This is a genomic window from Flavobacterium sp. PLA-1-15 (assembly GCF_049060005.1).
In the GTDB taxonomy this organism is placed as follows: Bacteria; Bacteroidota; Bacteroidia; order Flavobacteriales; family Flavobacteriaceae; genus Flavobacterium.
The window spans coordinates 1-22,746 of sequence record NZ_JBMGQS010000039.1 but is presented as its reverse complement, the minus strand read 5'-3'; the positions used below and the strand labels follow the sequence as shown (position 1 = coordinate 22,746).

The window sequence follows — 22,746 nt, the reverse complement described above, 5'->3', positions numbered from 1 at the left end:
ATTATTTTTTGGATTGAAAGCGCCATCTCTTTTGCAACTTCCTCGCTTACAACCGAATGTTTTTCGATTGTTTCCTTTGAAACTTTCAACACTTCGGTTTTAACTTCCTTTGCATAACTCACGATACTTCCTTTAAAATAGGCCGATGATCCCGGAATGGACGTTAAAATTTGAGCAATTTTCCCGCCCGTACAACTTTCGGCAGTTGAAATCGTTTTCTTTTGCCGGGTTAGAATCCTTCCCAAAACAACTTCAATTGTTTCGCTGTCGTCATATCCTACGATGATATCGCCAATCAATTTTGTAAGTAGAATTACATTATCTGCAATCGCTTTTTTAAGCAATTCTTCATCGGTTCCTCTTGCAGAAAGTCGAAGACGAACTCTTCCCGGGCTTGGCAGATAGGCCAATTTTATAAATTCTGGAAGATTGTTTTCCCATTCTTCAATTCGTTCTGCTACCAAACTTTCACCTTGACCGTACGTTAAAATGGTTTGATGAAGAATATAAGGACGCTTGTATTCTTTGATGATTTTCGGAACAATTTCGTTTTCAATCAATCCTTTCATTTCATACGGAACGCCTGGCAGGGATATAAAAACGGTATTTCCCTTTTTCATCCACATTCCTGGAGCTGTGCCAAATTGATTGAACAAGACGGTACATTTTGACGGAACCAAAGCCTGATCTTTATTGATTTGCGAAATCGGACGTTTGTAAATCCCTTCTATCAATTGTGTCACGTGAGCCAATACTTTCTCATCTACAATCAATTCATCTTCAAAATAATCGCAGAATGTTTTCTTGGTTACATCATCTTTCGTAGGACCTAAACCGCCTGTAATGATAACCAAATCAGCCTTGTTTTGAAGCTTGGAAAAAGTATCCAGAATATGGTTTTTATCATCCGAAATAGAAATCATCTCGTTGATTTCTATCCCAATCTTATCCAGTGATTTTGCAATAAATCCAGAATTGGTATCTACAATTTGTCCAATTAAAATCTCGTCGCCAATGGTAACTATTGTTGCTTTCATTTCAGATTTAAATCAGATTTCTACAAGTTAAAATCCTTACGAATTTCCTTAATCGCTTTCTCAACGTGTTGTTCTACACTTTTATAAGTCTCAATTATCTCTTTCTTTTTGGCATCATCTTTCCTTGCCCACTCTTCGATACAGATAATTTCTTCGTGAGCGACCTTCATTCCCAGCAAATCCAAAGTAGGTTTGATTTTATGGGCAAAACTATAGGCTTTTTGATAGTCTTTTTCTTTTATCCCGCTTTTTACTTCCAGTAAATCCTGTGGAACTTCGGTAACAAAAAGTGTCACAATATCCATTACAAAGTCTGTATCATTATCAGAAATTGCGTAAACCTTTGCTAAATTATAATGTAAAGCCATCTATTTTACTTGTATTCTAAATAGTTTTTTACCTTCGATAAACCCTTCCAAAACATCATCTGTTTTAACTTGTGCAACACCTTCTGGAGTTCCTGTAAAAATAATGTCGCCAATTTTTAAGGTGAAATATTGCGAAACATACGAAATCAATTCATCAATTTTCCACAGCATGTGCGAAGTATTTCCTGCTTGAAGCGTTTCGCCGTTGTTCTTTAACTCAAAGCTAATGTTTTCAAGCGAATTGAATTCCGATTTCGGCATAAATTCACCAATAACCGCCGATCCGTCAAACGCTTTCGCTTTTTCCCACGGAAGTCCTTTTTCTTTTAATTGTGATTGAACATCGCGTGCCGTAAAATCGATACCAAGACCAATCTCGTTGTAATATTTATGAGCAAATTTCGGATCAATATGTTTCCCTACCCTATTTATCTTTACCAAAATCTCCACTTCGTGATGGATATCACTACTGAAATCTGGAATAAAAAATGGGAAATTCTTAGGCAAAATCGCCGTATCTGGTTTCAAAAAAATCACAGGTTCCGTTGGCTTTTCGTTCTGCAATTCCTCAATATGCTTGGTATAATTTCTACCGATGCAGATTATTTTCATCTTCTTTCAGGTTCATGGTTCAGGTTTTTGGGCTTTGGGCGTCTTGAACCTTAGACCCAATACCTTACACCTATTTCGTATTTAACTTCCTCAATTTTATTCCCGTCAACACCTTTTTAGTATACAACGGAAAATCAGCATTCTGAATCCAGCTGAAATAGCCCGGCTCAGCCTCTAACACCTTATCTACTTTTGCGCCTTTGTGTTTTCCGAATGTAAAAATCTCTTCATTGTCTTTATCCAAAGCAATAAAACCAGCAAAATCAACCGATTTCTTTCTGGTCGTATATTCCGAAAGCGATCGCATATCGTGTGGCAAATCTTCATAACGATCCAACTGCGATTTCAAAATTTCATACGTCGCCATTGTATCGGCTTCTGCTGAATGTGCATTTTCAAGACTTTGACCACAATAAAATTTATAAGCCGCACTCAAAGTTCGCTCTTCTTTTTTATGAAAAATCGTCTGAACATCAACCGAAACGCAATTTTTCATATCAAAATCAACTCCAGCTCTCAGTAATTCTTCCGCCAGCAAAGGAATATCAAATCGGTCCGAATTGAATCCAGCCAAATCCGAATCCTTAATCATATTATGAATCGTCGAGGCCAGCTCCTTAAAAGTTGGTTCATTCGCTACCTTTTCATTTGAAATACCGTGAATCGCTGTAGATTCTGCCGGAATCGGAATTGTAGGATTCACCAGCCAAGTCCTGCTTTCCTTATTTCCGTTCGGAAATACCTTAAGAATTGCTATTTCAACAATTCTGTCTTTCGAGATGTCGATTCCAGTGGTTTCAAGATCAAAAAAACAGATCGATTTCGTTAATTTTAGTTCCATTTTGTGGGTTTTGTGGTTCGCAAAGATAAGAAGGTTTTACACTTTAATCCGTCTAAATAACGCTAATTTAAGAAGCCTTCCTTCCAATAATTTCAATCAGCAGCATCACTTTTGGCATTCTTTATTCCATATTCCCGCTTTCCATTACAATCATTTTGTTCCGAACACCGGAACAAAATGGATTTCCATTTCAATCGGGGCTAAAATAAAATCTTTAGGCACTTTTTATCTTTCCGACCAATATTGCCGATATACTTTGTAGAAATTATTTATAAAAAATTTTATTCAAAAAAAGTTTTCACCCTTTCGCTCTCCAATCTCTTCTTCAACCAATCATTGATGCGCTTTCTTGCATCGGCAGTCAAACCTTTTTTCGTAGTTTCCATCACCACGATTTTCACCTTATCAATCTTTGAACTGTCTTGAAAAGCAACCGTTTCCGAATAGGAACACGATTTTATTTCCGGAAAAAGCGTTTTGATTTCTCCTAAAAGCTGTTTTCCTATTTTAGGTTTTGAAATCACACTGTCGGTAATTTTTTCTTTTTCCTTCAAGGCCAAATTCAATCGGTTTACCTCGGTTTTCAATTTGTCTATTTGATTGACATTTTCTTTTCCGTCATTATACGAAAAACCTTGCTTGAAAATTAATTTTGCTTCCGCCAAAGAATAAACCGAAGCTCTTTTCATGATTTCCTCTTTACTTTCCTTTGATAAATCGCTTCCTCCATAAACCAAAATGATTTGCTTTTTTCGAGCATCAATTTCATTTTTCAAAAGATAACTCCCTTCAAAAACACTGATATCGGCTACAAAACGGTTCGCATCTTCCGTAAAATGCTCTCTCTGAACCAGGGCATATCCAAAGTAAACACTGGGAACTATGGTAATAATACTCACAAATGAAAGCAAACTTTTTACGCGCGTTTTATGTTTTCCCTGTACTTCAGATGAAATGGGAAACTTCAAAAAGCGACAAATCAATACTGAAGATATCGCGATGAAAACTACATTTATGGTGAATAAATACATTGCGCTGGCAAAGAAATTTATATTCCCGTTTGCCAAGCCATAACCTGCCGTACAAAGTGGTGGCATCAAAGCCGTGGCAATTGCAGCACCAGCAATAATATTGCCTTTTGATCTTGAACTAATCGCAATGATTCCCGCAAGACCTCCAAGAAATGCAATCAAAACGTCATAAATTGTAGTACTTGTTTGCGATAAAAGTTCTGAGTGTGCCGCCGATAAAGGACTTAAAGCAAAATACAATGTGGAAGTGATTAGAGCTGCCAAAACTCCAAAGCTAAAATTTTTCATTGCTTTTCGAAACAGCGGGAAATTATAGGTCGCAATACTGTATCCCATTCCATTAATAGGACCAATCATGGGCGAAATCAACATCGCGCCAATAATTACAGAAGTCGAATTCATATTCAATCCGATGGAAACAATGAAAATGGCAATAACCAAAACCCAAAGTCTTGTGCCACGCAACATCACATCTTTTTCGATGGATTCGTGGATGGTTTGGAATTCGTCCATTCCAGACCTTAAATTGGTATAGACTAAAAATTTTCGGAGTAACGACATAGCAAATTTTATTTCATTTTAAATATAGAACAATTCAGGGAAACCAAAAAGCTCAAAACAAAAAACTCCCGAAATTGCTTTCGGGAGTTTCTAAAGTATGCATTATTTTTTTAATAATCTCTGTTTACATCAAATGCTTCCAAGTAATCCGCAACGCGTTTTACGAAGCTTCCGCCTAATGCGCCATCAACAACCCTGTGGTCATACGAATGCGAAAGGAACATTTTTTGACGGATTCCGATAAAATCGCCTTCTGGAGTTTCGATAACTGCCGGTACTTTTCTGATGGCACCAAGAGCTAGAATTCCAACTTGTGGCTGGTTGATGATTGGCGTTCCGAAAACACTTCCGAAAGTTCCAACGTTTGTAACCGTATAAGTACCTCCTTGAGTATCATCTGGTTTTAGTTTTCCTGCTTTTGCACGGTTTCCTAAATCGTTTACGGCTTTTGCCATACCAACGATATTCAACTGGTCAGCATTTTTGATAACTGGAACAATCAAGTTTCCGTTTGGCAAAGCAGCCGCCATTCCAAGGTTGATGTTTTTTCTTTTAATGATAAAATCGCCATCAACAGAAATATTCATTCCTGGGAAATCTTTCAATGCTTTTGCAACGGCTTCCATAAAGATTGGTGTGAAAGTCAATTTCTCTCCTTCTCTTTTTTCAAAAGCAGTTTTTACCTTATCCCTCCATTTCACGATGTTGGTCACATCGACTTCGATAAACGACTGAACGTGGGCAGAAGTTTGAACCGAAGCGACCATATAGCCTGAAATCAGTTTACGCATTCTGTCCATTTCCACTATTTCATCGCCACCGTTTACAGAGACAGGAGCAGGAGCTTGGGTTTTAGGTGCAGGCTTTTGCCCCTCTCCCGAAGCCTCGGGAGAGCTCGGGATGACAGCTGGAGTATTGGCAACTGGCGCTGGACTTGCAACATTTGACTTGCGACTTTCGACAAATTTTAAAATATCATCTTTAGTCACTCTACCGTCTTTTCCTGAACCGTTTATTGCTTCCAATTCAGCAACAGAAACTCCTTCTTCTTTAGCGATGTTTTTTACTAAAGGAGAGAAGAATTTTTCTGAGTTAGAAAAATCTTGTGGTGTAGCAACAGCTTGCTGCGCACTTTCAACCGTTTTTTCGATTGTTGCTACAGATGCTGGAGCTTGCTCTTTTGGCGCTTCTACAGCTACTCCACCTGAAACTTCGATATAGGCAATCGTCTGTCCTACTTTTACAACATCATCAACATTGAAAAGGATTTCAGACAGGACTCCTGAAACTTCTGAAGGCACTTCTGAATCTACCTTATCAGTAGCAATTTCAAGTACTGCTTCATCGGCTTCGATTGGGTCGCCTACTTTTTTTAACCAATTGGTAATGGTTGCTTCTGCAACGCTTTCTCCCATCTTTGGAAGTTTCAATTCAAATTTTGCCATATTGCTAACCTAATGGTGAATTTTTATTTTCTTGATGCAAAATTAGTGATAATTTTTAGGTTATACTATGAATTATATAATTTTACAGTTGTTTTTATTTTGATACGAATTACACAAATTTAATACAATTTAAACCACTAAGGGTTTAAGAATCATTAACTTTTTTGCTTAAATCTTAAAAGTAATAACTTCTCCTCTATCGTTACTGCTGTTGCTTCCTATGATAAAATCAGATGCGGCTGGCAGGTTTTTAAAGGTTCGTTTTTTATCCTTTTGTGTTTCCAAAAACTGTATGCTGTCTTTGAACGTGAGGTAATTGTTGTCTAAAATCACCTCAGTTGGCTTGTGTTTCGAAAACGTTTGCGAAAATAATGCTTTTTGGTTTTCTAAAGTTGTGATTTGTATCTTTTTTTTGAGTGCTTCTTCTAATTTTTCTTTTATAAGGTCGTTATCAGACAATAAAATATAACGTTCTGGTTTTGATTTTAGCGTTGCTTTTCCTTGGAACATCTTTACAAAGGAAAAGAAAACAATTCCGATTTTCATAAAAAACGAAAAGAAAAAGGATGTTTTGAAGTGCTTTTTATAGAAGAAATTCATTGCTTCCTGAAAACGTTTCATGTACTTCCCATCTTTTACAGTGCTTTCTCCTTTATAATGTATGACCGTAGTTTCGTGGAAATAATAATTGTCTTTTCCTGTTTTTAGAACCATATAGGACAAATCGATATCGTCTGAATACATGAAACAATCTTCGTCGAAACCGCCTACTTCTTCGTAGGTTTCTTTTTTCATAAACATAAAAGCACCGACTAATATTTCAACCTTTCCTGTTTGGTTTTCGCTGATGTGTGAGGCGTAGTATTTTCCGAAGGATTTGATGCTTGGAAAGATTTTATAAAGACTGAATATTTTTGTGAAAGCCACGAAAGGAGTTGGAATGCCACGTTTGGATTCTGGCAGAAAATGTCCGGTTCCGTCGATGAGTTTGCAACCAACGATTCCTAGATTGTCTTGTTTTTTGGCGAAAGCGAGGATTTTTTCGAAGGTGTCTTCGGCTACTACGGTGTCTGGATTTAGGATGCAGAGGTATTTTCCGCTGGCAATTTTGGCTCCGATGTTGTTGCCTTTTGGGAAACCGGTGTTTTCTTTGTTTTCAATTAAAATTACTTCCGGAAAACGGTCTTTTATCATCTGACAACTGTCGTCTTGGGAATTATTATCGACGACGATGATCTCGGCATTGAAGTTTTGTGTGGCTTTTTGGACACTTAAAACACATTGCTCGAGGAAATGGCGCACATTATAATTGAGGATGACGATGGATAACTGCATTGGACAAATATAATTGGAAAATTTAATTTACTTCATGTGCAATCTAATTTATCGTGCACCGATAAATATATCCACCTCGGCATTTTCTGGATCATGCGATTTTGCATCGTATAATTCAAAATCGGCAACAAAGGTTCTTTCAATAGCTGCATTCCATATTTTGGTCCATTCATTATAGACGGCACCTTGCATCAGATTTCCCTTAGCCGTGAAAATTTCGTAGTTCCCTTCAGGAATTGTTTTCCCAATGAGTCCTTCGGGAATTTCGTTTAGATTTTCTACCTCACAGCCCAAAATTGTGGTATAGGGAGCGGTGTGATCTTTTTCATAATCAGTATAGATGGAATAAAGATTGCTGCTTACTTTGTTGGGGATTTTTGCAAGGATGCCTTCTCCAAAAAACTTATTCCAAAGGGCTGGAATATCGCTTGAAGCTTGCTGATCTTGGTTGGTGGTTCTAACGGAAATCCCAATAATATGAAAGGATGGCTTTTGAGTCATTCTGATTAATTTAAAAGCGTGAATTTACGATTTTTTTATTTTTAATACTTTTATCAATAACTTATTAATAACTCACTCTTTTAATTGAATCCAATTTTTGATACATTCCATCAATAAAAATATCTTCAAACGGGACATTTACCTAAGAGAAGGTGATCGAAAACACTGGAAAACCATCTTTTACATAGTTGTCGTCGTTGCGATATTTTTTTCCTTAATCAGTATTTTAAACGAATTATAATTTCTAAACATCAAATTTCTCTAAATAAAAAAACTCCCGAAGTGATTCGGGAGTTTTCAGTTTATAAAATAAATTTGAATTATTAATTTCCTGCAGCAATCAGGTTTAATGCCGAGCCTGCCTTGAACCAACCAATCTGACCTTCGTTGTAGGTGTGATTCGCAATGATTACGTCTACTGAACCATCATCGTGTTTGAATTCCAAGTTCAACGGCACGCCTGGCGCGAAATCTACCAAATCCGTAAAATTGATGGTGTCGTTTTCTTGTATCTTATCATAATCGGATTCGTTTGCAAATGTAAGTGCCAACATTCCTTGTTTCTTCAAATTGGTTTCGTGGATTCGCGCAAATGATTTTACCAAAACGGCTTTTACACCCAAGAAACGTGGCTCCATCGCAGCGTGTTCACGGGAAGAGCCTTCGCCGTAATTATGGTCGCCCACTACGATTGAAGGAACTCCGGCCGCCTTGTATGCTCTCTGCACAGCGGGAACTGCATCGTACTGGCCAGTCAATTGGTTTTTTATTGAATTTGTTTTTTGATTATAGGCATTGGTTGCTCCAATCAACATATTGTTTGAAATATTATCCAAATGTCCGCGGAAACGCAACCAAGGTCCAGCCATTGAGATATGGTCGGTGGTACATTTTCCGAATGCTTTGATGAGCAATTTGGCGTTTGTAATATTTTTTCCGTCCCATGGTTCGAATGGCGCCAACAATTGTAGTCGTTCTGAAGTTGGATTTACAACCACTTGCACTCCCGAACCGTCTTTTGAAGGTGCTTGATAGCCTGGGTCTTCGGCGTCGAAACCTTTTGGAGGCAATTCGTTTCCGGTTGGTTCGTCCAGCATTACTTCTTCACCGTCTTCGTTGATTAATTTATCCGTCAGAGGATTGAATGATAAATCCCCAGCAATTGCCAAAGCAGTCACTAGTTCAGGAGAACCTACGAAAGCCAAGGTGTTTGGATTCCCATCGGCACGTTTTGAGAAATTTCGGTTAAAGGAATGGACGATGGTGTTTCGCTCTTCTTTTTCGGCACCTTCCCTGTCCCACATTCCGATACACGGTCCGCAGGCATTGGCAAAAACCGTTGCTCCGATTTTATTGAAAGTATCGATAAAACCATCACGCTCGATTGTATAACGTACAACCTCAGAACCTGGAGTTATGGTAAATTGTGCTTTTGTTTTTAAATTTTTCTCTGAAACTTGTTTTGCCAAAGAAGCCGCACGAGAGATATCTTCGTAAGAAGAATTGGTACAAGAACCTATCAAACCTACCTGGATTTGCAATGGCCAATCGTTTTTGATGGCTTCTTCTTTCATTTTAGAAATTGGTGTGGCCAAATCTGGCGTGAAAGGACCATTTAAATGAGGTTCTAATTCTGAAAGATTGATTTCAATTACTTGATCGAAATATTTTTCTGGATCTGCATATACTTCATCATCACCTGTTAAGTAAGGTGCAATTGCATCGGCTGCATCGGCAACATCGGCTCTTCCAGTTGATTTCAGGTAACGGCGCATAGAATCATCGTATCCGAAAGTAGAAGTTGTAGCACCGATTTCGGCACCCATATTACAGATTGTTCCTTTTCCGGTACACGACATTGCGGTTGCTCCTTCGCCAAAATATTCGACGATGGCTCCTGTTCCACCTTTTACAGTAAGTATTCCGGCTACTTTAAGAATTACATCTTTTGGAGCTGTCCATCCTGATAATTTTCCAGTTAATTTGATTCCGATCAGTTTTGGAAATTTCAATTCCCAAGCCATTCCGGACATTACATCTACGGCATCAGCACCACCCACTCCGATGGCTAACATTCCTAAACCTCCTGCATTTACAGTATGCGAATCCGTTCCGATCATCATTCCACCAGGGAATGCATAGTTTTCTAAAACCACTTGGTGGATAATTCCCGCACCAGGGCCCCAAAAACCGATTCCGTATTTATCAGAAACTGATGAAAGGAAATCGAAAACTTCGTTGCTTTGTGTTTTTGCTCGGGCCAAATCGGTCTTAGCATCTACTTTGGCTTGAATCAAGTGATCACAGTGGACGGTTGTAGGAACTGCTACTTTTGGCTTTCCGGCGTGCATGAATTGCAATAGCGCCATTTGGGCAGTTGCATCCTGGCAAGCCACTCTATCTGGAGCGAAATCTACATAGTCTTTTCCTCTTGTAAAAACTTGATTTGGATTGCCTTCCCAAAGGTGGGCATATAAAATCTTTTCAGAAAGTGTCAGCGGATGTCCAACAAGTTGACGTGCTTTGTCTACACGTTCTGCCATTGTTCCGTACGCCTTTTTAATCATTTCAATATCAAAAGCCATAGTGTATCAGTTTTATTGTTATTCCTAATTTTAAATATACGAAAAAGAATGCTATTAAAAAAGAAAGCTTAAGTTTATCACTTAAGCTTTCGAGTATTTATTCTGTTTTTAAATTGCCAACGTTTTATTGGAAGGTACAAATTTTGTCAAGTTGATGCCTTCTACTGCCAATTTATATTCTTCAATTGTTGGGGTTCTTCCCAAAATTGTTGAAAGTACAACCACCGGAGTTGAAGAAAGCAATGACTCTCCTTTTTTACCTTCGGTATCTTCTACTACCCTTCCTTGGAACAAACGTGTTGAAGTAGCCATAACGGTATCTCCCTTAGACGCTTTTTCCTGGTTACCCATACAAAGGTTACAACCTGGACGCTCTAAATACAGCATATTTTCATATTCTGTACGAGCGGATGCTTTAGGAGCGTTGTCGTCGAATTCGAAACCAGAGTATCTTTGCAATACTTCCCAGTCGCCTTCTGCTTTCAATTCATCAACGATATTATATGTAGGTGGTGCTACAACAAGCGGTGCATTAAATTCTACTTTTCCTGTTTGTGCTTCCACGTTTTTAAGCATTTGGGCAAGGATTTTCATATCGCCTTTGTGTACCATGCACGAACCGATAAATCCTAAATCTACTTTTTTATCACCACCATAAAAAGATAATGGTCGGATGGTATCGTGAGTGTATCTTTTTGAAACGTCTTTGTTGTTCACATCTGGATCGGCAATCATTGGCTCAGCAATTTGATCCAAATCTACTACTACTTCTGCATAATACTTAGCGTTTGCATCTGGTGTCAAGGCTGGTTTCTCTCCAGATTTGATTTCTGCTATACGCTTGTCTGCTCTGTTGATTAATCCTTGAAGCACTTGTCTTTCATTGTCCATTCCTTTGTTGATCATGATTTGGATTCTGCCTTTTGCAATTTCCAATGATTCAATCAGGGTATCATCTTCTGAAATACAGATGGATGCTTTTGCTTTCATTTCTGCTGTCCAATCGGTGAATGTAAAGGCTTGGTCGGCAGTAAGCGTTCCTAAATGCACCTCAATGATTCTACCTTGGAAAACATTTTCTCCACCAAATTCCTGCAACATTTGTGCTTGAGTAGCATGCACCACATCACGGAAATCCATATAGCTAGCCATTGTTCCTTTGAAGGTAACTTTTACCGATTCTGGAATTGGCATTGAAGCTTCACCTGTTGCCAAAGCAAGCGCTACCGTACCTGAATCGGCACCGAAGGCAACACCTTTTGACATTCTTGTGTGAGAATCTCCTCCAATAATGATGGCCCATTCGTCGATTGTAATATCATTCAATACTTTGTGGATAACATCTGTCATCGAATGGTAAACGCCTTTTGGATCACGAGCGGTGATTAGACCAAAATCGTTCATGAATTTCATCAGTTTTGGAATGTTTGCCTGTGCTTTTTTATCCCAAACCGAAGCCGTGTGACATCCAGATTGGTAAGCTCCATCCACAATTGGAGAAATAACAGTCGCCGCCATAGATTCCAATTCCTGAGCAGTCATCAATCCTGTTGTATCTTGCGAACCAACAATATTTACTTCTACTCGAACATCAGAACCAGCATGCAATACTTTTCCAGGAGCGATACCTACTGCGTTTTTGTTGAAGATCTTTTCAACTGCCGTAAGACCTTGTCCTTCGTGGGAAACTTCTTTTGAAGTGGCAAATACTTGAGTAGGCTCTATTTCTAAAATTTTAGCTGCAACCGTTTGGATTTTTTTACCAAAAACAATTGCATACGAACCTCCAGCTTTGATGAATTCCATTTTCTGAGGCGTAAATGCCTTAGAAATGTCCATCAATTCTTGTTCGCCGTTGTATAATTTTTTAGTTTTTGTATTGATGGTAAGAACCGTTCCTGTAGCAACAGAATAGGCTTCTTCTAAAACGGGATCATTATTTTCATCGCGAACCACTTCTCCATTATCGTCCAGTTTCTTAACCCAGTTTTTAAGGTCAAGTCCAATTCCTCCGGTTACGTCAACAGTGGTCAAGAAAATTGGAGAAATTCCGTTTGTACCACCCACAATTGGAGCAATATTTACGAAAGGAATATAAGGGCTTGCTTGTTTTCCTGTCCAAAGTGCCACGTTGTTTACACCTGACATCCTTGAAGAACCAACACCCATCGTGCCTTTTTCAGCAATCAACATTACACTTTTATCTGGATGTTGTGCTTGTAAATCTCTGATTTCTGATTGCGCTTGTGGTGTAATCATACATTGACCGTGCAATTCACGATCAGAACGTGAGTGTGCTTGGTTTCCTGGAGAAAGCAAATCTGTAGAAATGTCTCCAATTCCAGCGATAAAAGTTACAACTTTTATTTCTTCTGGAACTTCTGGAAGCTTCGTAAAAAATTCTGCTTTAGCATAGCTTTCCAAAATTTCTTTTGCGAATATGTTACCCGCTTTGTAAGCTTCTTTTAAACGATCTGTATCCGCATCGTAAAGGAAAACTTGTGTTTTTAAAACTTCTGATGCTTGCTTTGCGATAGAAAAAACTTCTCCAAGAGCCAAATCCAACAATACTTCGATTGAAGGCCCGCCTTTCATGTGCGACAATAACTCAAATGCATATGCTTGAGAAATCTCCTCAACAACAGATTCGCCAAGAATAATCTCCTTTAAGAATCTGGACTTAACAGTTGCGGCACTTGTGGTTCCCGGTAAGGTATTATAAATAAAGAACTTTAGAGAATCTTCTCGATGTGCGTTGTTTACATCTTTTATTTGATGGATGATTTCGCTTAATAATTCAGCGCCATCAATTGGTTTTGGATGAAGTCCTTGAAGTTTTCTTTCTTCAATCTCTTTAAGGTAATCGTTATAAATGTTCATAGTCTAATATAGAAATCTTTTGAATTGCACACGCTTTTTTAAATCATTACAGTATCTCCAAAAACATGCTTTTAGTTTCGTTTGTTTGTTCCTGCAAATTTAATACATTCCACTCAAAATTGAACTATTTTTAATAAAAGTGGACATTCAAAACATTATTATTCCCAAATAATCAATTTTGATGATTATTATTAAATAAATTTTGGTATTAAATTAAAATATTGCTTAATCGTTAATTTAAAGTCATTTTTTTACCAAATTCGGAATTTTAGAAACCATTAACAATCTTAACTTGAATTAAGAACCTTTCTAAATTACACTTACAGTCACTTCTACAACGATTTCAGCGCATAAAAAAACCTGACAATTGCTTATCAGGTTTAAATTCATTTTATAAAAATCTTCTAAAATAAAGAAGTAATAATTTTCTCTATCGTAATTCCTTCTGCATCGGCTTTGTAGTTTTTCACGACACGGTGCCTTAAAATTCCGACTGCAACAGCTTTTACATCTTCGATATCCGGAGAGAATTTTCCGTTGAAAGCGGCATTGGCTTTTGCAGCCAAAATCAAATTCTGGGAAGCCCTCGGACCTGCACCCCAATCAATATAATTTTTGATATAATCGTTTGACAATGCATTATCAGGTCGTGTCTTGCTGACCAAAGTTACCGCATATTCGATTACATTATCTGCAACTGGAATCCTTCTTATCAAATGTTGAAAATCGATAATTTCTTGTGCAGAGAATAATGGATTGATTGTTTCTTTAGCATCAGAAGTGGTGCTTTTTACGACTTGTACTTCTTCTGCAAAAGAAGGATAATCTAACTTTATAGAAAACATAAAACGGTCCAATTGTGCTTCCGGCAAAGGATAGGTTCCTTCCTGCTCAATTGGGTTTTGTGTTGCCAAAACGAAATAGGGCAAGTCTAATTTATAATTGTGTCCGGCGATGGTAACAGCTCGTTCCTGCATTGCTTCCAACAGAGCGGCTTGCGTTTTAGGCGGCGTCCTGTTGATCTCATCGGCAAGGATAATATTCGAAAAAATAGGTCCTTTGATAAACTTGAATTGACGGTTTTCATCTAGAATTTCACTCCCTAGAATATCCGAAGGCATCAAATCTGGCGTGAACTGAATACGCTTAAAATCCAATCCTAAAGCTTGAGAAATTGTGTTTACCATCAAGGTTTTTGCCAATCCCGGAACACCTACCAAAAGTGCATGACCTCCAGAAAAAATACTCAATAAAATCTGGTCGACTACTACATCCTGACCTACAATAATTTTAGAAATCTCCTTTTTAAGTTCACTTCTTTTTTGAACCAAGTTTTGTATAGCAGTTACGTCGGACATATTGATTTTAGATTTTAGATTGCTGATTTTAGATTTTTGAAAGTTAAGAATTATTTCTTAAGCCAGTTGTATAGAAAATCACAATCCCTGTATTCGCCATTTATTTTAATATAAGTATCTTTAATTTTTTCAGTAGTCCACTTTGCAATCTCTTTGATCTGTTTGTCTTTCAATGCAAATTCTTTGATTTTGATGTAATCGGTAGAATAATCTGCTGGATGTGCCGCAATTCTGTTTGTAACCATCATCAGCTTAAAGACTTTTCCTCCTGATCTTGGCTCGTCTATAAACGGAAGAGAAACCTCACCTGTTTTAAGGTTCGAAACCTGACCGTATAGCATAGCGTCCAATTTTGTTAATTCAAAACGAGAGTCCAATGTTTTAGGATTTAGCAATGCTCCACCATTGGCTTTTGTTTCAGTTTCGTCTGATGAGCTTCTTGCCGCTTCAGCGAAAGAAATCTCTCCATCAATAATTTTCTTTCTGATCATCAATGCTTCATCCTTTGCCTCTTTCATAGATTCTTCAGAGATTTTTGGAGCAATCAATATATGACGCAAGTCAACATCTTGTCCACGGATTTTTTCAATAAAAATAATATGAAAACCATATTCTGTTTCGAATGGTTCTGAAATCTGCCCTTCATCCAAACTGAAAGCTACATCCTTAAATTCCTTTACCAACGGTGTCTTTCTGTTTACTTTCATAAAACCACCATTAGATTTTGAACCTGGATCTTGAGAGTACAATACAGCTTTACTGTAAAAACTTGATCCTGCGGCTATTTCTTTTTTAAATTCATTAAGCCTGTCTCTTACTTTTTGTTTTTCAGCTTCTGTAACTTGAGGTTTGATTACAATTTGAGAAATCTCTAATTCATCTCCAAAAGTTGGCAATTCTTCTTTCTTGATTCCTTTGAAAAATGTTCTAACTTCTTCTGGTGTTATTTCAACTTTGTCGATGATTTTATTGGTCATTTCTGACGTAAGCTTGTTCATCTTCAAAATTTCAAAAAAGTAAGTCCTAAATTCTTCCTCACTGTTTTTTTTGTAGTATTTAACGAGATCGTCCATTGTACCTCTGGTTTGCTCCAACATGATTCCAATTTTTTCTTCCATCATACTGTTGATTTCTGAATCCTTCACGATGATACTATCCTGAAGTGCTTGGTGAGCATACAATCGTTCTTCCAAAAGCTTTCCTAACATTTGACATCTGGTAATATTTTCAATACTGTTTCCATTTGCAGCAAGCTCAAGGAAATTTTTATCGATATCAGAGTCCAAAACGATATAATCACCAACGGTTGCAATAACACCGTCTATTTTTTGACGCTTGTATGAAGATTTAGGTGCTTCTTGTTTTTTTACGGAATCTTGTTGAATGATTTCTTGTGCTTGTATTTCGCTAATGGAGCATATTGCCAACAATAGCATCAAGAGGTTCCTACTATTTATAAATTTCATATTTGTCATTTTTAATCGCATCATCAGTAATTTCTTTTTCAAATTTTTTAATTAATTCCAATTTTCTTCTATTCAAAATTACCTGCTGTAAAGTTGGCTTTAAATACACAAAAGGACTTATTTCGTTCTTGTTTATTGTTTTCTTTATTTTAACTAAATATACATTCAGAGAATCTGGCTTTTCAAAAGAGATGCCTTCTGATATGTATTTTTGACTATTCTCTGGATTTATAAAAGGCAGTTTCCTATAAATTTCGTTCAACTCTACCCAAACCGAATCGTTTAAAGCGGAATTTTTGAACTGCATTTGATATGTATCCCAAAACTTCTTATCTGATTTTCTAAAATCCAGAAACTTACTTCTTATGGTTGCAAACTTAGGATGATCTTTTGGCAGATTGATGTATCGCAATTGCACTAAAGTACCATTTGTCCTGAAATTTCCTTTGTTCTGATCGTAATATTCTTTCAACTCCTTTTCGGAAATCACAGTATCTACCGTTGTTTTCACAACCTCTTCTATGTAAGCTTTGGTATATAAATCGTTTTTATATTGCCTTACCAAATCATCAAAATCGGCTTTTTTTTCATCGTTCAGGTTTATATTCGCTGCTTCAATCAATAATCTTTGTGTAGCCCAGCGGTCGATAAAACTTCTTACAATCATAACGCTGTCTTCCTTTGATGTACCAACAGCTACTAAATCTTTTATATCTTCTTTATACAAAAAGGAATCTCCTACTCTTGCTATCGATTCTGGTTTTGCTTCTGGCTTGAAATAGGAACAGGAACTCAACAGCAAAGACAATCCAATTATATAAAGGCCTTTTTGCATCTACGACTTGATTTGTTTTTTTACCTTTTCAAATGTATCCTTGTTGACATTTATTGTAAATTCTTTCTTCAAATCAGACACCCAATTTTCTTCTAAATATTGCTGATAATCATTAACGACTTTCCCTTTGCATTCTTCCAATGTTTTATCTCCAGCTGGAAGTACTTTATTTACTCTTGTTACAAAATAATAATCACCTTCTTTTATCACATCGGTCACACCTGGCTTGAAGGTTACATTTTTAGGAAGCACTTCATTTCCCTCTTCAAAAACACCTTCTTTTTCCAAGACTTGAATTTCTGTTCCTGAATTTAGATTCTGTTTGATATAATCTGCTGTTTTATCTTTTTTAAGCATCTTTTGTGCCTTTTTGATAAAATCAGATTTTGTTGAAGATACAATTAGAACATCGTATCTATTTTTCCATTTGTAATTGGCACTATTTTTTTGATAGAAATTTTGCAATCCGATGGTATCGGTTTTAGATTTTTCCCAGATTTCTTTCTCCATCAAATCAAACAGCAACAATCCGTCACGGTATTCTTCCATCACATCTGCAAACTCAGGAAATTCATTTTCCAAATTGTCATTATAATAGCTGTTCAATTGCTCGTCTAAAAACTTTTCATATAAAACATCCACTAATTTGGATACTGGTTTGACTTCTGGAACATTCTTTTGCTGATTGTTCATATAATTCAGAAAGTCAGTTCCTGTTACTGTTTTATCTTTAATGGTAAACAATGGCTTATTAAAGCTGTTCGTGTCTTCGGGAATTTTCCAAGAAGAAGTATAAAGTCCGTCGTTAGCCGTTTTAACGAGCGATGCATATAATTTGCTGTCTCTTTTTACAGCATATTTTTTACGTAGTTTTTCGTTCATTGAATTCACAATCAATCGAGAGCGATCGTCTTTTCTGATTTTTCCATCCAATTCTGTTTCCATTTCCTGAAATGTTTTTACAGGATGTTTTTCAAGAAACTTCACAATATGCCATCCGTATTCACTTTCAAAAGGTTCTGATACTGGATTTTGTTTTGATAATGAAAAAGCAACATTTTCAAATTTATCCGAACTCAATTCACCCGAACTAAAGCTGTTTAAAACACCACCTTTTCCGGCGGATGATTTATCTTCTGAAAATTGTTTTGCAAGCTCTTCAAACTTTTCACCTTGTTGCAATTTTCTGTAGATGTCCTGAATTTTTGCCTTTCCTTTTTCAGAAGATGATGCATCGGCAGGTTTCATTATCATGATATGCGCCACGCTAACGGCTCCTCTATTGTCTCGGATATCGTTAACTTTTATCAAGTGATATCCAAAACGAGTCCTGACTGGCTTGGAAACTTCATTCTTTTTTGTCTTAAAGGCTCCTGATTCAAAAGGATAAACCATCCTGAATGCTGAAAAATAGCCAAGGTCACCACTGTTTTCTTTCGCTGAAGGATCTTGAGAAAATTGTTGTGCTAATTTACCAAAATCTTCGCCTGCTACGGCTTTTTTACGAATGTCAAGGATTTGATTGTAAGCTTTTAAAGTATCGGCTGGAGCCGCATTTTCATCTACCATAATTAAGATATGGGACGCTTTGATTTCTTTTTGGGAACGATTATAGGCTTCCTCAATAAGTTCTTTAGTAACCTTTGTATCCGTCAAGTAATTTTTAGAAAGTTGACTTCTGTAGGATTTTAATTCGGATTGGTATTTCGGATTATTTTGTAAGCCTAATTTATTTGCTTTGTTGATCTTAAGCTTGTATCCAACAAATAATTCCAGATATTGGTTCAGGTCTTTTTGAGATTCGTCCTTTACTAAATCAATATTTTTTTTGTAAACCCTTGAAAATTCATCAGTATAATAAGGCTTATCATCAATGGAGAACAACACTTCTTTTTTACTGTCTTGAGCGTTGCTTACAAAATTTGCCGAAAGCAAAAGCCCGAACAACAATTGTCTTATTTTCATTCTTGTACTAATTATGTATTTAATTATGTAAGGATATGTTTTTGATTGTTTTGGTTTGTTATTTCTAGTTCAAAACGCATAAAAACGAATTGTATTTTATGACATTTTAGAATAATAACAACCAACAAAATTAACAATTCAATTACATTATGCAAGTTTGTTGATTACTATTAACAAAAAATTAAATGGAAGTGCCCCAATAGCTTGTAAACTGGAGTGTAAGATGATTTTCATATAAAAAAATTACTTAGATAGCAATCATAAAAGTCAATTAGAAAAATCTCGGAGAAATTATCTTATCATAATTACGAAACAATTCATAGCGAAGAAAAATTTCATGAGATCCCGAATTATAGTTCGCCAACTTTGTGGTTTCGGCATCGTAGGAATATCCTATAAACCACGAATCGTTTACTTGAAAACCAACCATTCCGCTGAGTGCCGCACTCCATCTGTAGGCCGCTCCTACCATAAATTTCTCATTGAATAAAAAGTTTGCCGAAAGGTCTACTTGAAGCGGAGCTCCTTGAACCATTTTGGTCATCATTGCCGGCTTGAATTTTAAATTTTCATTCAAATCAAAAACACTACCTCCTATAAGATAAAAGTGCATCCTTTCGCTGGCAAGCGAACTTACATTATCGTCATAATGTTTGGTTTCTAAAAAATTAGGAACCGACAGACCTATGTAATTCCTATCAGAATGCCAATAGATACCCGCTCCAAAATTAGGAGACAATCTATTGTCAATATTGGCCTGCTTGCTCAAAAGTTCATCTTCAGGATGGCGGATGGTAAGTCTTGTGTAATCTACACTCAACAAATTAGCCGATCCTTTTATACCAAAAGATATCTTGTAATCTTCAGAAGTTTTTACAGAATAGGAAAAATCTACAGAGATTGTATTTTCATCGGAAACACCAATTCTGTCGTTTACGAAAGAGATTCCATACCCCATATTGGTAAAGCCAATTGGCTTGTTGATGGAAACGGTATTGGTGACTGGTGCGCCGTCAAGTCCTACCCACTGTGTTCTGTGCAGTAAAAATATGCTGGTTACCCCTCGTGAACCCGCATAGGCAGGATTCACGTTGATAGTATTATACATATATTGCGTATACTGCGAATCCTGTTGCGCCTGAACAAGGAGCGACAGTAATAAAAAAAACAGCAATGCAATAGTACTTTTTGTATTCATATCGTTTTAACCCAAAGAAACTTAAAAACATCTCAAAAATATAGTAAAATTTTGGGTATAAAAAATTTATAATCATTTATCAAATTGTAGTTTAGAACAGATGTGTTTCTGAACTATAAATAGTATTTTTGCAGCCTATTTTACACAAGATGAGTTTTACACAAGAAATAAACAGAAGAAGAACATTTGGAATCATTTCGCATCCCGATGCCGGAAAAACCACACTGACAGAGAAACTGTTATTGTTTGGAGGAGCCATCCAGGAAGCGGGTGCTGTTAAGAACAATAAAATTAAAAAAGGAGCCACTTCAGATTTTATGGAAATTGAGCGTCAGAGAGGAATCTCAGTTTCCACATCGGTTTTGGCCTTCAATTATAAGGATAAAAAAATCAATATTCTTGATACACCAGGACACAAGGATTTTGCTGAAGATACTTTTAGAACCCTAACGGCTGTCGACAGTGTTATCGTAGTGATTGACGTTGCAAAAGGAGTTGAGGAACAGACTGAGAAATTGGTTTCGGTTTGTAGAATGCGTAATATTCCGATGATTGTGTTCATCAATAAATTGGACAGAGAAGGTAAAGACGCATTCGATTTGATGGACGAAGTGGAGCAAAAATTAGGCTTGACCGTTACGCCGTTGAGTTTCCCTATTGGTATGGGATATGATTTTCAAGGAATTTATAATCTTTGGGAACAAAACATCAACTTGTTTAGTGGCGACAGCAGAAAGAATATTGAAGAAACAATCGCCTTTTCAGATGTTCAAAGTCCTGAATTGGAGAAAATTGTTGGCCAAAAACCTGCCGATAAACTGCGTGAAGAGCTGGAATTGATTGACGAAGTCTATCCAAAATTTGACCGTCAGGATTATCTTGATGGAAAATTGCAACCTGTGTTTTTTGGTTCTGCCTTGAATAATTTTGGAGTTAGGGAATTGTTGGATTGTTTTGTAGATATCGCTCCTTCTCCTCGACCAAAGGATTCAGAAACAAGATTGGTTGATCCCAAGGAAGAAAAAATGTCAGGATTTGTATTTAAAATCCACGCCAATATGGATCCGAAACACAGAGACAGGCTTGCGTTCTTGAAAATTGTTTCGGGAACTTTTGAACGAAACAAACCCTACCTGCATGTTCGTCAAGGGAAGAATATGAAATTCTCAAGTCCGAATGCTTTCTTTGCGGAGAAGAAAGAGATTGTGGATATTTCCTATCCTGGTGACATTGTAGGTTTGCATGATACTGGAAATTTCAAGATTGGTGATACCTTGACAGAAGGAGAAATGATGAGCTTTAAAGGAATCCCAAGTTTCTCGCCAGAACATTTTAGATACATCAACAATGCCGATCCGATGAAAGCCAAACAGCTCGACAAAGGTATTGATCAGTTGATGGACGAAGGAGTTGCACAGCTTTTTACTTTGGAAATGAACAACCGAAAAGTTATTGGAACCGTTGGAGCCCTGCAATATGAAGTGATCCAATACCGATTGGAACATGAATATGGCGCTAAATGCACCTACGAAAATTTCCCGGTTCACAAGGCTTGCTGGGTAAAGCCTGACGATGCAAAAAGTGAAGAGTTTAAGGAATTTAAAAGAATCAAGCAGAAGTTTTTGGCACACGACAAATACGGTCAATTGGTTTTCTTGGCCGATTCTGATTTTACGATTCAGATGACGCAGAGTAAATATCCGAACGTGAAATTGTTCTTCACTTCTGAGTTTGAATAATAGCAGTAACCTCTAAATTACACAGACATTGTTTTTCTTTAACAGAAATAAAACCGTGCTCAAGGATTTGATTCCTGACAATCATATTGATTTTCACTCCCATTTATTGTTTGGGATTGATGATGGAGCACGTACTTTTGAAGATACCTTATCACTTGTGAAATCCATGATGGATTTTGGTGTCAAGGAATTTATTACGACGCCCCATATCATTCAGCATGTTTGGGAAAACAATTCTGAAATTATAAATGCTAAAAAGGAAGAGGTTGCTTCACTTCTTAAGGAAAACAACATCCATCTTCCGTTTAAGGCGGCGGCGGAATATTTAATGGACGATCACTTTGTAAAACTCTTTCAATCGGAGCCATTATTGACCTTGAAGGACAATTATGTTCTGGTGGAGATGTCCTACATCAATGCACCTATACAACTTTATGATATTATCTTCGATCTTCAGGTTGCGGGCTACAAACCTGTACTTGCACATCCTGAACGTTATGTTTTTTATCATAAAAACTTTAATGAATATACCAAACTGAAAAAAGCAGGATGCTTGTTTCAACTCAACATCCTATCTACGGTTGGCTATTATGGTGAGGGTGTATTTACGACTGCGAAAAAACTGCTTGAAAGTGGCATGATTGATTTTGTAGGCTCGGATGTTCACCATAGGAAGCACATTGAGGCTTTTAGCCATAAAGTTGACATTAAGGATTTGAATCCATTGAAAGAAGCACTGTCAAAGAATCAGTTTTTTGCTTCTTAAACTACTTTACAAAAGGCTTCCTGATTTGGGAAGCCTTCTTTTTTTAATCGTATTAATACCTTATTCTACACTATTTTACAATGTGAATTTTGTAAGATGTTCTTATTTTTTTGTAGTTGCGCAAGCAACAATGTAAGTTGCGTTTAGGACAATGTATCTTGCGCAAGCAACAATGTAAGTTGCGTTTGGGACAATGTATCTTGCGCAAGCAACAATGCAAGTT

At 36.9% G+C, this 22,746-nt stretch carries 17 protein-coding genes; 2 read left to right on the top strand and 15 right to left on the bottom strand.

Translation table 11 applies throughout. The annotated features are described in order from the left end of the window. From ACI6PS_RS15240 to ACI6PS_RS15170, 15 genes are all read right to left on the bottom strand, one after another. The coding region (locus ACI6PS_RS15240) for a CinA family nicotinamide mononucleotide deamidase-related protein (protein ID WP_421013434.1) at positions 1-1,037 on the bottom strand (1,037 nt) is incomplete at its 3' end. 20 nt (positions 1,038-1,057) lie between these two features. Next, the gene (locus ACI6PS_RS15235) at positions 1,058-1,405 is read right to left on the bottom strand and encodes an Hpt domain-containing protein (protein WP_421013433.1); all 348 of its coding nucleotides are present in this window, start codon (positions 1,403-1,405) and stop codon (positions 1,058-1,060) included. Beyond that, positions 1,406-2,017 (bottom strand): fumarylacetoacetate hydrolase family protein, encoded by a 612-nt coding sequence (locus tag ACI6PS_RS15230; protein ID WP_421013432.1) that lies wholly within the window; start codon positions 2,015-2,017, stop codon positions 1,406-1,408. 70 nt (positions 2,018-2,087) lie between these two features. Next, entirely contained in the window at positions 2,088-2,858 is a 771-nt protein-coding gene (locus tag ACI6PS_RS15225; protein WP_421013431.1) for an exonuclease domain-containing protein, read from the bottom strand. 281 nt (positions 2,859-3,139) lie between these two features. Then, positions 3,140-4,450 carry a DUF389 domain-containing protein gene (locus ACI6PS_RS15220; RefSeq protein ID WP_421013430.1) on the bottom strand — a complete coding sequence of 437 codons (1,311 nt, stop codon included), beginning with the start codon at positions 4,448-4,450 and terminating at the stop codon, positions 3,140-3,142. Positions 4,451-4,560: 110 nt separating this feature from the next. Then, a complete protein-coding gene (locus ACI6PS_RS15215) occupies positions 4,561-5,895 on the bottom strand; it encodes a dihydrolipoamide acetyltransferase family protein (RefSeq protein ID WP_421013429.1) in 1,335 nt (444 codons plus the stop codon). 168 nt (positions 5,896-6,063) lie between these two features. Continuing rightward, positions 6,064-7,230, bottom strand: a complete 1,167-nt coding sequence (locus ACI6PS_RS15210; RefSeq protein WP_421013428.1) for a glycosyltransferase family 2 protein — start codon at positions 7,228-7,230, stop codon at positions 6,064-6,066. Between the two features lie 48 nt (positions 7,231-7,278). Beyond that, on the bottom strand, positions 7,279-7,731 hold the full coding sequence (locus tag ACI6PS_RS15205; protein WP_421013427.1) for a GyrI-like domain-containing protein: 453 nt from the start codon (positions 7,729-7,731) through the stop codon (positions 7,279-7,281). A gap of 323 nt (positions 7,732-8,054) precedes the next feature. Beyond that, positions 8,055-10,316, bottom strand: a complete 2,262-nt coding sequence (locus ACI6PS_RS15200; RefSeq protein ID WP_421013426.1) for an aconitate hydratase — start codon at positions 10,314-10,316, stop codon at positions 8,055-8,057. A 108-nt stretch (positions 10,317-10,424) separates the two neighbouring features. Beyond that, positions 10,425-13,196, bottom strand: a complete 2,772-nt coding sequence (locus ACI6PS_RS15195) for a bifunctional aconitate hydratase 2/2-methylisocitrate dehydratase (protein WP_421013425.1) — start codon at positions 13,194-13,196, stop codon at positions 10,425-10,427. A 404-nt stretch (positions 13,197-13,600) separates the two neighbouring features. Next, on the bottom strand, positions 13,601-14,554 hold the full coding sequence (locus ACI6PS_RS15190) for an AAA family ATPase (RefSeq protein ID WP_421013424.1): 954 nt from the start codon (positions 14,552-14,554) through the stop codon (positions 13,601-13,603). A 50-nt stretch (positions 14,555-14,604) separates the two neighbouring features. Next, on the bottom strand, positions 14,605-16,041 hold the full coding sequence (locus ACI6PS_RS15185) for a peptidylprolyl isomerase (RefSeq protein WP_421013435.1): 1,437 nt from the start codon (positions 16,039-16,041) through the stop codon (positions 14,605-14,607). Further along, the gene (locus tag ACI6PS_RS15180) at positions 16,004-16,855 is read right to left on the bottom strand and encodes a hypothetical protein (RefSeq protein ID WP_421013423.1); all 852 of its coding nucleotides are present in this window, start codon (positions 16,853-16,855) and stop codon (positions 16,004-16,006) included. Before ACI6PS_RS15180 ends, ACI6PS_RS15185 begins: the two co-directional genes overlap by 38 nt. Then, positions 16,856-18,820, bottom strand: a complete 1,965-nt coding sequence (locus ACI6PS_RS15175; RefSeq protein ID WP_421013422.1) for a peptidylprolyl isomerase — start codon at positions 18,818-18,820, stop codon at positions 16,856-16,858. Positions 18,821-19,091: 271 nt separating this feature from the next. Next, complete coding sequence (locus ACI6PS_RS15170; protein WP_421013421.1) at positions 19,092-20,018, bottom strand: type IX secretion system membrane protein PorP/SprF; 927 nt, start codon at positions 20,016-20,018, stop codon at positions 19,092-19,094. 149 nt (positions 20,019-20,167) lie between these two features. On the opposite strand from ACI6PS_RS15170, the gene ACI6PS_RS15165 reads away from it, so the two are divergent. Next, positions 20,168-21,757, top strand: a complete 1,590-nt coding sequence (locus ACI6PS_RS15165) for a peptide chain release factor 3 (protein WP_421013420.1) — start codon at positions 20,168-20,170, stop codon at positions 21,755-21,757. Positions 21,758-21,785: 28 nt separating this feature from the next. Further along, positions 21,786-22,523 (top strand): tyrosine-protein phosphatase, encoded by a 738-nt coding sequence (locus ACI6PS_RS15160; protein WP_421013419.1) that lies wholly within the window; start codon positions 21,786-21,788, stop codon positions 22,521-22,523. Positions 22,524-22,746 lie beyond the last annotated feature (223 nt).